Raw genomic sequence first — 12,749 nt, 5'->3', positions numbered from 1 at the left:
TAAAGCGGAAGTTGTTGACACCCCCGTAGCTGCGTCGGCGAGAATGAAGCCATGGGGATCGATATTGACCAAGCGATTATGCAGGCCGCCCGCGAGCTCGTGCTCGAGGCGGGCATTCGCGGTACCACCATGTCCGCGGTGGCCCGCGGGGCCAAGATTTCGCGCCCCACGCTCTATGCGCGTTTTTCCGGTAAGGACGCCGTGATCAGCAAGCTGCTCACCTACGAATTGATCCAGGTTACGATGTCACTACAGCGGCAGCCTGCCACCGGCCCACAGCTGGTCGAGGCCCTGCTGGATGCGGCACGGATGGTGGCTGTGCACCCCGTGATCACCGTCATCGTGGAGGAAAAGCCCGAGCTGCTGGGAACCTACTTTTTCCGGCGGCTCGGCGAGTCGCAGATCAGGATCATCGCCATCCTCGAGCAGGTGATCCAGCGAGTACAGCAGCAGGCACCGGAGACCATCTGCCAGCGCAATGAACACGCCTTGGCCACCATGTGCTGCTCGATTCTGCAGCACTCCGCATTAAGCTCCCGCATCTTCGCGCCGATTCTTCGCGCGCACCAGCCCAGCAGCACCTGGGACCAAGAATTGAGAATCATCCTAGAAGGGTACGTACTGCCATGAACACTGCTTTAAACGCAGCTCGTCGTGCGGAGGATATTGCCTATCTCAAAGACAACCCCGCAGATATTGATCTCGTGGTCATCGGCGGTGGCATCACCGGCGTCGGTATCGCGCTCGACGCCGTCACCCGCGGCCTGAACACCGTGCTGCTCGAGCGGCGCGACCTGGGTTTCGGCACCTCCCGGTGGTCCTCCAAGCTGGCCCACGGGGGCCTGCGCTATCTGGCCAAGTTCGAGATCGGCATTGCGCTGCACTCCGCCAAGGAGCGCGGCCTACTCATGGAGCACAACGCCCCGCACCTGGTGCGGGCACTGCCGCAGGTGGCCCTGCTGGGCGCAGACACCAACCTGGTACAAAAGGCGGCCATGCGCCTGGGCTTTATCGCCGGCGATATGCTGCGCATCGCGGCCGGCACCAGCTCCGCGGTGCTGCCGCGCTCCCGCTATGCCTCCAAGAAGGAAACCCTCAAGCTGTGTCCCACCGCATCGCAGGAGAAACTCCGCGGCTCCTGGGTGAACTATGACGGTCAGATGATCGATGACGCCCGCATCGTCACCGCCGTAGCCCGCACCGCCGCCGGCGAAGGTGCGCGCATTATCACCCAGGCCGAGGTGGTGCAGGCCCACGGCAGCGGGGTGACCGTACGCGATGTGCTCGACGGCTCCGAGTTCAGCATCTCCGCCCGCGCGGTGGTCAATGCCACCGGTGTGTGGGCCGAGGCAGTGGATCCCGATATCACCATCCGTCCCTCCCGCGGCACCCATATCGTGGTGGACGCTGCCACCCTCGGCAATCCCACTGGGGCACTCACCGTGCCGCTGCCCGGGTCCATCTCCCGCTATGTGTTCCTGCTGCCGCAACAATTCGGTCGCGTCTACATTGGCCTGACCGATGAGGACACCCCCGGCCCGATTCCGGATGTGCCGCCCACTCCGGAGGAGGATATCGAGTTCATTCTCCACGCCATCAACCGCGGCCTAGGCACCGCACTCACCCGCGAGGACGTCATCGGCGCCTTCACGGGGCTGCGTCCGCTCATCGACGCCGGCGGGGATGGCAACACCGCAGATCTCTCCCGCCGCCACAGCACCATCGAGGCCCCCACCGGGCTGATCTCGATCGTCGGCGGCAAATACACCGAGTTCCGCCTCATGGCCGAGGAAGCCATCGACGAGATCCTGCGCCGCAGGGGTCTGCGCGCCGGCCCCTGCCGTACCCACACCCTGCCCTATGTGGGCGCTCCCACCCATCCCGATATGCTGCGGGTCACCGCAGCCGAGCTGGAGGGCCTGCCCACCTCTTTGGTGGAGCGCTATGGCTATGAGGCCCCCACGGTGGTGGCTGCGGCCCCGATCGAACGCCCCCTCGACCGAGTAGCTGAGCTGGATATCACCCGCGCCGAGATCGCCTTCGCCCTCACCCACGAAGGGGCGCTGACGGTGGAGGATATCCTCGACCGCCGCACCCGCATCGGCCTCGTGGAGCGTGATCGCGACGCAGCCTATGACGAAGTGAACAGCATTGTTGAGGCAGTGCATGCAGGACAAGAAAAGGACTAAACCATGACCCTGTCTCAGCGCATCAACCGCATGAGCACCCACGGCATCGCCCGCCTGCTCTCCTGGGCTCAGGTGAATAAGCCCGGGCTGGTGGCCAAGGCCATCCAGCTGGCGATCGCCCGCTCCCACTCCACGAAGAAAGCCGCGGCGCATAGCTCCACCCCGCGCTCTGCGGGACTTGCGGCCGCAGCTCAGGCGGCGGGGGTGCCCGAGCCGGTGCACTTCGAGCGCACCAGCGGCATCGCGGCTGCCTCCGCCATCGCCGCCATCACGCCCGCCCAAGGCGAGCAGCTCGCGCACAACTGCTAGCAGCACCTTATATATGCGGTCGAGACATCACGGCCCGTCCCGCTCTCCTTGAGAGGAAGCCGGGGCGGGCCGCGTGGCGTTGTCGGCGGTAGTGGCCTCTGTGCTCGGCGCGGGGAGGGCTGCTGGCATCAGGGTGGCGTCGATAAGCGTGCACGCCCCGCGCAGTATGCCCGCTGAGAGGGGCGTGGTGCTTATAGTGGGGGAGTTAATTCTGATCTATCCCAGTGAACGTCCAAGGAGACTCTGCCACCATGACCATTCGAGAGGTTCGTTTATTCGGCGATCCCGTGCTGCGCAGCCGCGCCGATGAGATCACCACATTCGATAGCGCGCTGCGCACCCTAGCCGAGGACATGCTCGAGACCATGGAGGAACACCACGGGGTGGGCCTGGCGGCGAATCAGGTGGGGATTCTGCAGCGCATCTTTGTCTACGATTGCTCCCACGAGACCGAGGGCGCCCGCGGGGTCGTCATTAATCCGCGGTGGGAGGCCCTCGATGAGGACACCGAATTAGGTAATGAAGGCTGCCTCTCCATTCCGGGGGTGCACAAGGATGTCGAGCGCGCCGTCCGCATCCGCTGCACCGGGCAGGATCTCGAGGGTAAGGAGATCAGCTTCGAGGCCACGGGGCTGCTCGCCCGCTGTGTGCAGCACGAAACCGATCACCTCGACGGAGTGCTCTTTCTCTCCCGCCTCAGCCCCGCGCTGCGCAAGGAGGCCATGGCCGAGATCCGCGCCTCCGAGTGGTTCTAGCAGCGGCATCGTGTCCCGCTGCACTATGCTTATCGACGCATCACTGCCCATCTTCGCGAGCTTGTCAAAGGACATCCCCTCACCCCATGCGCCTAGTATTTGCCGGCACCCCCGAACCCGCCGTCGTGGCCCTCAGCAGGCTGCTTGACTCCGACCACGAGGTCGTTGCCGTGATCACCCAGCCGGACGCCCGGCGCGGTCGCGGCAAGAAACTCAGTCCCTCGCCCGTCGCGGCCCTCGCCGAGACACGCGGCATCGAGGTGCTCAAACCCGCCACGTTGAAGCACGGCAGTGAGGATGGTGCGGCTGTGCGCCAGCGCCTCGCTGAGCTGGCACCGGACTGTATTCCGGTGGTGGCCTATGGCCAGCTCATCCCCGGCGATATGCTCGATTCCGCCCCACACGGCTGGGTGAACCTGCACTTTTCGGTGCTGCCGGCCTGGCGTGGCGCGGCCCCTGTGCAATCCGCGATTCTGCACGGCGACGACATCACCGGCGCCTCCACTTTCCGCATTGAAGAAGGCTTGGATACCGGCCCGGTGCTCGGCACCCTCACTCAGCGCATCGGCCCGCGCGATAATGCCGATGATCTGCTCACCACCCTCGCCTATGCCGGGGCGGAGCTGCTCGTCGCCACCATGGATGGCCTGGAGGCTGGCGCTATCGAGGCGCGGGCCCAGCAGGGCGAGCCCAGCTATGCGCCGAAGATCAGCACCCAGGATGCCAAGCTGGATCTCAGCCAGCCGGCCATCGCCGTCGACCGCGCCATTCGCGCCTTCACCCCAGCGCCGGGTGCTTGGGTGCTCGATGCGACCGAGAAACGGGTGAAAATCGGCGCCGCCCGTATCGCCGAGGACGCGGATGCTGCGCCCACTCTGGCGCCGGGTGCGGTGGCGCTGACGAAAAAGGCTGTATTCCTCGGCACCGGCACCACGCCGCTAGTGGTGGAGAAAGTGCAACTACCGGGGAAGAAAATGATGGAGGCCACCGCGTGGGCGCGCGGGGTGCAGGCAGCAGACGCAGAAGGGATGCAGTGGCGATGAGTAGCAGTGGTGGATTCCGTTCCCGTGCGAAGAAAGGGTCGCGTTCGACGAAGCGGGGTGCTGACCGTGGCGGGCAGCGTGGCGCGCGGGGCGAGCGCCGTGATCGCGGGTCGGTGGTCTCGCACTCCCGTGATGCTGGGCGCGGGCGTGAGCAACAGCGGCGCCGCGGCGGCCAGCACGCAGCCGGCGGGCTCAGCCCGCGCCAGCAGGTGAAGAACCTGCGGGACAATGAGGTGGATCTGGCGCGTATCGTGGCGCTGCAGACACTCATGGCGGTGCGCCGCGATCAGGCCTATGCCAATCTGCTGCTGCCGAATCTGCTGCGCGAGCAGAAGCTCTCCGGCCGCGACGCCGCCTTTGCCACCGAGTTGGCCTATGGCAGCCTCCGGGCCCGCGGTGTGCTGGACGGGATCGTCTCCCGCGCCGCTGCACGGCCGCTCAAAGACATCACGCCCGAATTGCTCGCCGTCCTGGAATTGGGCACCTATCAGCTGCTTTATACCCGCGTGGAGCCCCATGCGGCGATCGATACCTCGGTGCGCATGGCCCGCGGTTTGGGCCATGAGCGCGCCACCGGTTTCATCAACGGCACCCTGCGCACCATCAGCCGCTCCAGTCTTGAGCAGTGGCTGGATGATGCCGGGCCGAGCATGGGTATCGCCCGCACCGCCTTCCGCGCCCAGCACCCCACGTGGATCGCTCGCTCTTTCGCGGCGGCGCTGGGGCTGGATGCTGAGGGCCAGGCCACGGAACTTCAGGAGGCCTTGGCGGCCAACTCGGAGCGGCCCACCGTGCACCTGGTGGCCAAGCCGGGGCTGATGAGCGCTGAGGAATTGGCTTTGATCAGCGGCGGTGAGGAGGGCGCTTATAGCCCTTATGCCGTCTACCTGCCCGGGGGTGACCCGGCGGAGTGCCCGCCGGTGCAGGAGAAATTGGCCGCCGTGCAGGACGAAGGCAGCCAGCTCATTGGCCGCGCCCTTACCGAGGCCCCGCTGCTGGGCGAGGACAGCGGCCGCTGGCTGGATCTCTGCGCCGGCCCCGGCGGCAAGGCGGCCCTCATCGCCGCGATTGCTGGTATCGATGGCGCCGCCGTGGACGCGGTGGAGCCGGCCCCGCACCGCGCGAAGCTGGTGCGCACCGCCACCGAGGGGCTGCCGGTCACTGTCCATGAGGCAGATGGCCGCTCCCCGGGGCTACGCCCTGGCTATGACCGCATCCTCGTCGACGCCCCCTGCTCGGGGCTGGGCTCTTTACGACGCCGCCCCGAAGCCCGCTGGACCAAATCGGAGAGCGATATCGCCGAGCTCACCGCCCTGCAAGCGGAGCTGCTGGATTCCGCCGCACACTTGGTTCGGGACGGGGGAGTGATCCTCTATTCCACCTGCTCTCCGGATCTGCGCGAAACCCGAGAGATCGTGGATAAGACGCTGCGGAAGCACCCAGAGCTGGAAGAGCTGGATGTACGGCCCCTGCTGGCGCCCATGGAGCAGGTGGGCGAGTACCTCTCGGCACACATGTGGCCGCACCGTCATGGCACCGACGCGATGTTCTGCGCGGTGCTGCGCAAAAAGAGTGTGTCCTAAGGGTGTCGTATGATCGAGGCATGAGTACCCCGATCATCGCCCCCTCTATTCTTGCCGCCGATTTCACCGCCCTCGGTGCGGAGATTGATCGCGTGGCCAACGCCGATTGGCTGCACGTGGACATCATGGATGGCCACTTTGTGCCCAACCTCTCCTTCGGTCCCGGTGTGACCGCCAATGTCAACGATCACACCGATACCCACCTCGATGTGCACTTGATGATCGAGCGCCCCGAGGCTTGGATCGACACCTACGTCAAGGCCGGCGCCGACTGCATTATTTTCCACGTCGAGGCCGTGGACGATCCCGTGGCCGTGGCCCGCCAGATTCGGGCCCATGGGGTCAAGGCTGGATTCTCCCTGCGACCTGGCACCCCCATTGAACCGCTGCTCAGCGAGCTTGAGCACTTCGATCTCGTGCTGGTGATGAGCGTGGAGCCCGGCTTCGGCGGCCAGTCCTTCATGCCGGAGCAGCTGGAAAAGGTGCGCGCCCTGCGGGCGGAGATCGACTCCCGCGGTCTATCCACTCTCATCGAGATCGATGGCGGTATCGGCGCCGGCACCATCGAGCAGGCCGCGGCCGCAGGCTGCGATGCCTTCGTGGCCGGCTCCGCTGTCTTTGGTGCAGAGGATCCCGGAGCAGAGGTGGATCGGCTTCGCGAGCTGGCCGCTGGCGCCCGCTAAACCACCGCGCCGATGCAGCCAGACCCGGCGGCGCTGCTGCGCCGCGCCATCGAGCTCTCCCGTGCAGTGGCCGGCACGACCGCGCCCAACCCGGCGGTGGGCTGTGTGATCACCGATGCCACCCAGCGCCGCATTCTGGGCGAGGGCGCCACGCAGCCGCCTGGCGGGGACCATGCTGAAATCCAGGCCCTGCGCGCTGCGGGCGCGCCTGCTCGGGGCGGCTGTGCCTTCGTCACTCTCGAACCCTGCAACCACGTTGGCCGCACCGGCCCCTGCGTCGAGGCGCTGCTGGAGGCAGGTATTGCCGAGCTGCACTATATTCACGCCGACCCCAATCCCGTGGCCGCAGGCGGAGTCGAGCGATTGCGCGCTCGCGGTGTGCGAGTGGTGCAGCATCCGCAGCTACGCAGCGACCCACTCGTGCCCTGGCTTCTCAGTACCCGCCTCGGCCGGGCGCACCTCACGCTGAAAACAGCGCATACCCTCGACGGGTTTAGCGCCGCCGCCGATGGCACCAGCCAGTGGATCACCGGCCCGGTCGCCCGCGCCCGAGTCCACGAGGATCGCTCCCGCCGCGATGCCATCGTGGTGGGCACCGGCACGGTGTGGGCCGATAATCCGCGGCTGAGCGCCCGCACCCCCGAGGGCCAGGAGTATTCCCACCAGCCCGAGGCGATCGTGCTCGGCACGCGCGCCCTGCCACCCGAGAGCCACCTGTACCGCCGCAGCGTCCGCCAGTGCGCCAGCATCGAGGAACTGCTGGACTACCTCCGGCAGCGCGGGCACGTGGATGTGCTCATCGAAGGTGGCGCGGCCGTGGCCGGCTCGCTGCTGCGGGCGGGGCTCGTCGACGCCCTCGAGTCCTATACCGCCCCCACGCTGCTCGGCAGCGGCCGCGGAATCAGCACCGGCGAGCTGGCCACCACTATCTCCGAACAGCGTCGTTTTGTGCTTGAATCAAGCGAAGTCCTCGATAACGACGTACTACTTATCGCACGATCCCCGCAGGCCCACCGGCTGCTCGCAACTAGGAAGGAATAAATGTTCACCGGACTCGTCGAAGAAATCGGCCAGGTAGCCGCGATCGACCATGGCAGTGACTCCGCGCGCCTCAGCATCGCCTGCCAGCGTGTGCTCGAGGACGCCACCGCCGGCGCCTCTATTGCCGTCAATGGAGTGTGCTTGACGATCACGGAGTGGAACGCCACGAGCTTCAGCGTGGACGTCATGCAGGAGACCCTAGATCGCTCCAGTATCGGACAGCTCCAAGTGGGCGATGCGGTGAATCTCGAGCGCGCCATGGCCGCCGGCGGTCGATTCGGTGGCCATATCGTGCAGGGGCATGTCGACGGCGTCGCCACGCTGCTCTCGCGCACCCCGGGCGAGCGCTGGGAGGTTGTCCGCTTCAGCCTGCCCGCCCCGTTGGCGCGCTATGTGGTGGAAAAAGGCTCCATCACCGTCAGCGGCACCTCGCTGACCGTCAGCGCCGTGGGGGAGGAGTATTTCGAGGTCTCGCTCATCCCCACCACGCTGCGCGATACCATCTTCGGCGAGCTGCAGCCTGGGGACACGGTGAACCTCGAGGTCGATGTGATCGCCAAGTATGTGGAGAAGATGACTCGCGGTGCTGCGCCCCACGAGGGAAAGGACACCCCGCAGGATGACTGATCATGCAGGCGTGCGTCTGGACTCCGTGGAGGAGGCGCTGCGCGATATCCGCGAGGGTAAAGCCGTGGTGGTCGTGGATGATGAAACCCGCGAGAACGAAGGCGATATTATCTTCGCCGCCGAAAAAGCCACACCCGAGCTCATGGCCTTTATGGTGCGCTATTCCTCCGGCTATATCTGCGCCCCGCTGCCGGCCGCCGACTGCGACCGGCTGGGTTTGCCGCCGATGACCGCGCACAACGAGGACGCCCGCGGCACCGCCTATACCGTGACTGTGGATGCCAATACCGGCACCACCGGTATTTCCGCGAGCTGCCGCGCCGAGACCGTGCGCCGGCTGGCTGATCCCTCCAGTACCCCGGATCACTTCACCCGCCCCGGCCACGTGGTGCCGCTGCGGGCGCGGGCCGGCGGGGTGTTGGTGCGCGCCGGCCACACCGAGGCAGCCGTGGATCTCGCCCGGCTGGCGGGGCTGCGGCCCGCCGGGGTGCTCTGCGAGGTGGTCTCCGAAGACGATCCCACCGATATGGCCCGGGCCCCAGAGCTGCGGCGCTTCTGCGATGAGCAGGGATTGCGCCTGATCTCCATCGAGCAGCTCATCCACTATCGCCGCCGCAAAGAAACACTCATCGAGCGAGTCACCGACACCGTGCTGCCCACCGACTATGGCACCTTCCGCGCGATCGGCTACCGCAGTCTCGTCGATGGGGCCGAGCATGTCGCACTGCTGGTGGGCGATCCCGCCAGCGAGGGCGGTGAGGATGTGCTGGTGCGCATCCACTCCGAATGCCTCACCGGCGATGCCTTCGGCTCGCGGCGCTGTGACTGCGGCCAGCAGCTGCATAGCTCGATGGCGATGGTGCAGCAACGAGGCCGCGGCGTGGTGCTCTACATGCGGGGCCATGAGGGCCGCGGTATCGGGCTGCTCGCCAAGCTCAAGGCCTATCAGCTGCAGGATGGAGGAGCAGATACCGTCGACGCCAATCTCTCCCTCGGCTATCCGGCCGATGCCCGCGAGTACGGCACGGGGGCGCAGATCCTCAAGGACTTAGGCATACGCTCGCTGAACCTCCTGAGCAACAACCCAGCCAAGCGGCATGGGATCGAGGGCCACGGGCTCACTATTGCCGAACGCACCCCCGTGCCGGTCGAGGCCCACGAGGACAATATCCGCTATCTGCGTACCAAGCGCGACCGCATGGGCCACGATCTTCCCGTGGTCGAGCAGTGGGACGCGACCCACCCCAGCACCGAGCCGAGAAGGAGCTAAAACATGGCCAAAGAAGGACTCCCCAGCACCCCGCATATCAAGGCAGAGGGCCTGACTGTGGGCATTGTGAGCGCCACCTGGAATGAGGAGATCTGCGATCAGCTGCACGCCCGCGCCATCGCCCAAGCCAAGGAGCTGGGCGCCAGGGTGATCGAGGCCCGCGTGATGGGCGCCCTCGAGCTGCCCGTGGTGGCCCAGGCGCTGGCCGAGCAGTGTGAGGCCGTCGTTGCGAATGGCTGCGTAATCCAGGGCGGAACCCCGCACTTCGACTACGTCTGCGACTCTGTCACCGAGGGGCTTACCCGCGTCGCCCTCGACGCGGGCACCCCAGTGGGCAATGGGGTGCTGACGACCCACACCGTAGAACAGGCCCGCGAGCGGGCCGGCTTCCCTGAGTCGCTCGAGGACAAGGGCGCAGAGGCCACCGTGGCGGCGCTGCACACTGCAGCAACGCTGGCGCGGCTGCGTCGCTAAGAGGCGGCGGCCGGCGCGCTCGGCTGCCGGAGTTTTTAGCCCTTGAGCATGCAGGCAGGTAAGTTTGGTCTAGTGATAGTGAAGGCGTCGGTTGCACCCCGGTGCCACGCAAAAGTAGAAAGTGGTTGGGAAAGATAGTGACTAGCTCTCGCGAAGAGAACCTTCAGACATATGTCTCGGCGGATGCGGCCACCACTACCGATAAGCCTTGGGAGCTCGTGGTGACGTCTCGGATGTTGCGCGTGATTTCGTGGGCATCCATGGCGGTGGTGCTCGCCGTCCATATCTTCATGGCCTTCGTGGTGGCTGTGGGCGATACCGGCGCCGCCGTCACCCCGATCGACCAATGGGCCTTCGTGGGCATCGGCCTCGTATTCGTGTGGCTGTGCTGGGGCATTCGCCGCCCTCGCGTGCGGGCCAACGCAGATGGGGTAGAGGTACGCAACTTCATCGGCACCCGCTTCTACCCGTGGCAGCTGATCTACGGGCTGTCCTTTCCCAAGAAAAGCCCCGCCGCGCGGCTGGAGCTACCGGACTTCGAGTTCGTTCCCATGTGGGCCTTCTTCGCTCGCGATGGGGAACAGGTGGTGCGCGCCGTCACCGATTTCCGCGAGCTCGAGTCCAGGTATATGCCCCAGGACTAGCCCAGCTCAGCAGCGCCGCTGCGTTCTCTCCTTCCCACTCCAGCAGTTACCTTAAGGTCGCGTCCACACCCCTATGGCTGATCCAGCAACCTATCGCCCCGCCCCCGGCACCATCCCTGTGGACCCGGGGGTGTATAAGTTCCGCGACGAGCATGGCCGCGTGATCTATGTGGGCAAAGCCAAATCGCTGCGCTCGCGGCTGTCCAGCTATTTTCAGGACGTGGCCAACCTGCATCCCCGCACTCGGCACATGGTCTTCGCCGGGGCGAGCGTGGAATGGACGGTGGTATCCAGCGAGGTGGAAGCGCTGCAGCTGGAATATACGTGGATCAAGAAATTCGATCCCCGCTTCAACGTCAAATACCGTGACGATAAAACCTACCCCGTCCTAGCCGTCTCCATGGGGGAGGACTATCCCCGCGCCTTCGTCTACCGCGGCCCGCGCCGCCGACACGTCCGCTACTTTGGCCCCTACTCGCACGCCTGGGCCATCCGCGAGACCCTCGATCTACTCACCCGAGTATTTCCCCTGCGCACCTGCTCCACGGGGGTATTCAAGCGCCACGAAAGCCTCGGGCGACCCTGCCTGCTCGGCTATATCGACAAATGCTGCGCCCCGTGCGTGGCGCGGGTGACCATCCCGGAGTACCGCGAGATCGTCGCCGGTTTTATCGACTTCATGTCCGGCCGCACAGATCAGGTGCTCCGCCGCATCGAAGCCGATATGTACGCCGCCTCCGAGGAGCTGGACTTTGAAAAGGCGGCGCGGCTGCGCGATGATCTCGCCGCCGTCCAGAAGGTGATGGAGCGCCAAGCCGTGGTGCTCGGCGATGGCACCGACTGCGATATCATCGCCGTTTCCACCGATCAGTTGGAGGCGGCAGTACAGCTCTTTCACGTCCGCCAGGGCCGTATCCGTGGCCAGCGTGGATGGATTGTGGAAAAAGACGCCTCGACCGCCAGCAACACCGAGTTCAACGACGCCGCCGACCCGGCCATCCCCGCGCTGCTGGGCACCTTCCTCACCCAGTTCTATGGGGATGCCGCCGAGTCCTCCGAACACGCCGAGCTCGATATGTCCGATAACCGCCGCGGGGTGGATCAGGAATCCCGGGCCACCCCGGAGCGCCAGGCGGTGATCCCCCGCGAGGTGCTGGTGCCAGTCATGCCCGAGGACGCCGAGCAGCTGCGGACCTGGCTCAGCCAGCTGCGCGGGGCGAATGTGGATCTCCGCGTGCCGCAGCGCGGCGATAAGCGCGCCCTCGCCGATACCGTGGCCCGCAATGCCGCCGAGGCCTTGAAGCAGCACAAGCTGAAAAGGATCGGCGATCTCACCGCCCGCTCTGCCGCGCTACACGACATCCAAGACGCCCTCGGGCTCGAGCAGGCGCCGCTGCGCATCGAGTGCACCGATATCTCCCACATCCAGGGCACCGATGTGGTGGCCTCCTTGGTGGTGTTCGAGGACGGCGCCCCGCGCAAGTCGGACTATCGCCGCTACAAAATCAAAGAGGCCGCCGGCGAGGGGCGCTCGGACGATGTCGCCTCCATCGCAGAGGTCACCCGCCGCCGCTTCATGCGCCACAGCACCGATAAATCCGCGGTGCCGCACGAGGAAGAATTCGACGGCTCCACCTTCAGCGATGAAAAGGTCGAGGAACAATCCGCCGAGGCCAAGCGCTTCGCCTACCCACCGCACCTATTCATCGTCGATGGTGGTCTGCCCCAAGTGAATGCTGCCCAGGCCGTCTTCGATGAGCTCGGGGTGGTGGATGTCACTCTGATCGGATTGGCCAAGCGCCTCGAGGAGATCTGGCTGCCCGGCGAGGAGGATCCGCTGATCCTGCCGCGCAACTCCCAGGGACTGTTCTTATTGCAGCAGATCCGCGATGAAGCCCACCGCTTCGCCATTACCTTCCACCGCCAGCAGCGCTCCAAGCGGCTGCGGCACTCCGCCCTAGATTCCATCCCGGGGCTGGGACCGGCCCGCCGGACGGATCTGGTGAAGCATTTTGGCTCGGTGAAAAAGCTCCGCGAGGCCAGTGTGGAGGAGATTCAGGCCGTCAAAGGCTTCGGGCCGAATCTCGCCCAAGCCGTCTATGACGGGCTACATTCCTCCACTACTTAGTGC

Annotated in this window: 13 protein-coding genes; all 13 read left to right on the top strand. The window is 65.9% G+C overall.

Annotated elements, in window-relative coordinates:
• The first annotated feature begins 51 nt into the window (after positions 1–51).
• The 13 genes from GBB14_RS00780 (at position 52) to uvrC (ending at position 12,746) form a co-directional block, all read left to right on the top strand.
• Positions 52–630 (top strand): TetR/AcrR family transcriptional regulator, encoded by a 579-nt coding sequence (locus GBB14_RS00780; protein ID WP_151528712.1) that lies wholly within the window; start codon positions 52–54, stop codon positions 628–630.
• Positions 627–2,189 carry a glycerol-3-phosphate dehydrogenase/oxidase gene (locus tag GBB14_RS00775; RefSeq protein ID WP_151528713.1) on the top strand — a complete coding sequence of 521 codons (1,563 nt, stop codon included), beginning with the start codon at positions 627–629 and terminating at the stop codon, positions 2,187–2,189. The genes GBB14_RS00780 and GBB14_RS00775 overlap by 4 nt, the downstream gene beginning before the upstream one ends.
• A 3-nt stretch (positions 2,190–2,192) precedes the next feature.
• Positions 2,193–2,498 (top strand): hypothetical protein, encoded by a 306-nt coding sequence (locus GBB14_RS00770; protein WP_151528714.1) that lies wholly within the window; start codon positions 2,193–2,195, stop codon positions 2,496–2,498.
• Positions 2,499–2,749: 251 nt separating this feature from the next.
• On the top strand, positions 2,750–3,253 hold the full coding sequence (gene def / locus GBB14_RS00765) for a peptide deformylase (protein ID WP_151528715.1): 504 nt from the start codon (positions 2,750–2,752) through the stop codon (positions 3,251–3,253).
• Between the two features lie 86 nt (positions 3,254–3,339).
• Entirely contained in the window at positions 3,340–4,296 is a 957-nt protein-coding gene (gene fmt, locus GBB14_RS00760; RefSeq protein WP_151528716.1) for a methionyl-tRNA formyltransferase, read from the top strand.
• A complete protein-coding gene (locus GBB14_RS00755) occupies positions 4,293–5,879 on the top strand; it encodes an RsmB/NOP family class I SAM-dependent RNA methyltransferase (RefSeq protein ID WP_151528717.1) in 1,587 nt (528 codons plus the stop codon). The genes fmt and GBB14_RS00755 overlap by 4 nt, the downstream gene beginning before the upstream one ends.
• A 20-nt stretch (positions 5,880–5,899) precedes the next feature.
• Positions 5,900–6,562, top strand: a complete 663-nt coding sequence (rpe, locus tag GBB14_RS00750; protein WP_151528718.1) for a ribulose-phosphate 3-epimerase — start codon at positions 5,900–5,902, stop codon at positions 6,560–6,562.
• A gap of 12 nt (positions 6,563–6,574) precedes the next feature.
• Complete coding sequence (ribD, locus tag GBB14_RS00745) at positions 6,575–7,603, top strand: bifunctional diaminohydroxyphosphoribosylaminopyrimidine deaminase/5-amino-6-(5-phosphoribosylamino)uracil reductase RibD (protein ID WP_151528719.1); 1,029 nt, start codon at positions 6,575–6,577, stop codon at positions 7,601–7,603.
• Positions 7,604–8,230: a riboflavin synthase gene (locus GBB14_RS00740; RefSeq protein ID WP_151528720.1), complete on the top strand. Its 627-nt coding sequence runs from the start codon at positions 7,604–7,606 to the stop codon at positions 8,228–8,230.
• A complete protein-coding gene (locus GBB14_RS00735) occupies positions 8,223–9,500 on the top strand; it encodes a bifunctional 3,4-dihydroxy-2-butanone-4-phosphate synthase/GTP cyclohydrolase II (protein WP_151528721.1) in 1,278 nt (425 codons plus the stop codon). Before GBB14_RS00740 ends, GBB14_RS00735 begins: the two co-directional genes overlap by 8 nt.
• Positions 9,501–9,503: 3 nt before the next feature.
• Positions 9,504–9,974 (top strand): 6,7-dimethyl-8-ribityllumazine synthase, encoded by a 471-nt coding sequence (gene ribH, locus GBB14_RS00730; RefSeq protein ID WP_151528722.1) that lies wholly within the window; start codon positions 9,504–9,506, stop codon positions 9,972–9,974.
• Positions 9,975–10,111: 137 nt separating this feature from the next.
• Positions 10,112–10,618 carry a PH domain-containing protein gene (locus GBB14_RS00725; RefSeq protein ID WP_151528723.1) on the top strand — a complete coding sequence of 169 codons (507 nt, stop codon included), beginning with the start codon at positions 10,112–10,114 and terminating at the stop codon, positions 10,616–10,618.
• Positions 10,619–10,691: 73 nt separating this feature from the next.
• Complete coding sequence (gene uvrC, locus GBB14_RS00720; protein WP_151528724.1) at positions 10,692–12,746, top strand: excinuclease ABC subunit UvrC; 2,055 nt, start codon at positions 10,692–10,694, stop codon at positions 12,744–12,746.
• Positions 12,747–12,749: the final 3 nt, after the last annotated feature.

Origin of the sequence: Corynebacterium sp. 51B (genome assembly GCF_008930785.1) — a bacterium.
Taxonomy (GTDB): Bacteria; Actinomycetota; Actinomycetes; order Mycobacteriales; family Mycobacteriaceae; genus Corynebacterium; species Corynebacterium megadyptis.
The sequence above is the reverse complement of the archived record's forward strand: the minus strand, read 5'-3'. Positions and strand labels throughout refer to the sequence as shown.

Excerpts from the sequence above, each read along its gene's own strand:
- GBB14_RS00780 (WP_151528712.1), top strand. The coding sequence starts at position 52 with ATGGGGATCGATATTGACCAAGCGATTATGCAGGCCGCCCGCGAGCTC.
- GBB14_RS00775 (WP_151528713.1), top strand. The coding sequence starts at position 627 with ATGAACACTGCTTTAAACGCAGCTCGTCGTGCGGAGGATATTGCCTAT.
- GBB14_RS00770 (WP_151528714.1), top strand. The coding sequence starts at position 2,193 with ATGACCCTGTCTCAGCGCATCAACCGCATGAGCACCCACGGCATCGCC.
- def (WP_151528715.1), top strand. The coding sequence starts at position 2,750 with ATGACCATTCGAGAGGTTCGTTTATTCGGCGATCCCGTGCTGCGCAGC.
- fmt (WP_151528716.1), top strand. The coding sequence starts at position 3,340 with ATGCGCCTAGTATTTGCCGGCACCCCCGAACCCGCCGTCGTGGCCCTC.
- GBB14_RS00755 (WP_151528717.1), top strand. The coding sequence starts at position 4,293 with ATGAGTAGCAGTGGTGGATTCCGTTCCCGTGCGAAGAAAGGGTCGCGT.
- rpe (WP_151528718.1), top strand. The coding sequence starts at position 5,900 with ATGAGTACCCCGATCATCGCCCCCTCTATTCTTGCCGCCGATTTCACC.
- ribD (WP_151528719.1), top strand. The coding sequence starts at position 6,575 with ATGCAGCCAGACCCGGCGGCGCTGCTGCGCCGCGCCATCGAGCTCTCC.
- GBB14_RS00740 (WP_151528720.1), top strand. The coding sequence starts at position 7,604 with ATGTTCACCGGACTCGTCGAAGAAATCGGCCAGGTAGCCGCGATCGAC.
- GBB14_RS00735 (WP_151528721.1), top strand. The coding sequence starts at position 8,223 with ATGACTGATCATGCAGGCGTGCGTCTGGACTCCGTGGAGGAGGCGCTG.
- ribH (WP_151528722.1), top strand. The coding sequence starts at position 9,504 with ATGGCCAAAGAAGGACTCCCCAGCACCCCGCATATCAAGGCAGAGGGC.
- uvrC (WP_151528724.1), top strand. The coding sequence starts at position 10,692 with ATGGCTGATCCAGCAACCTATCGCCCCGCCCCCGGCACCATCCCTGTG.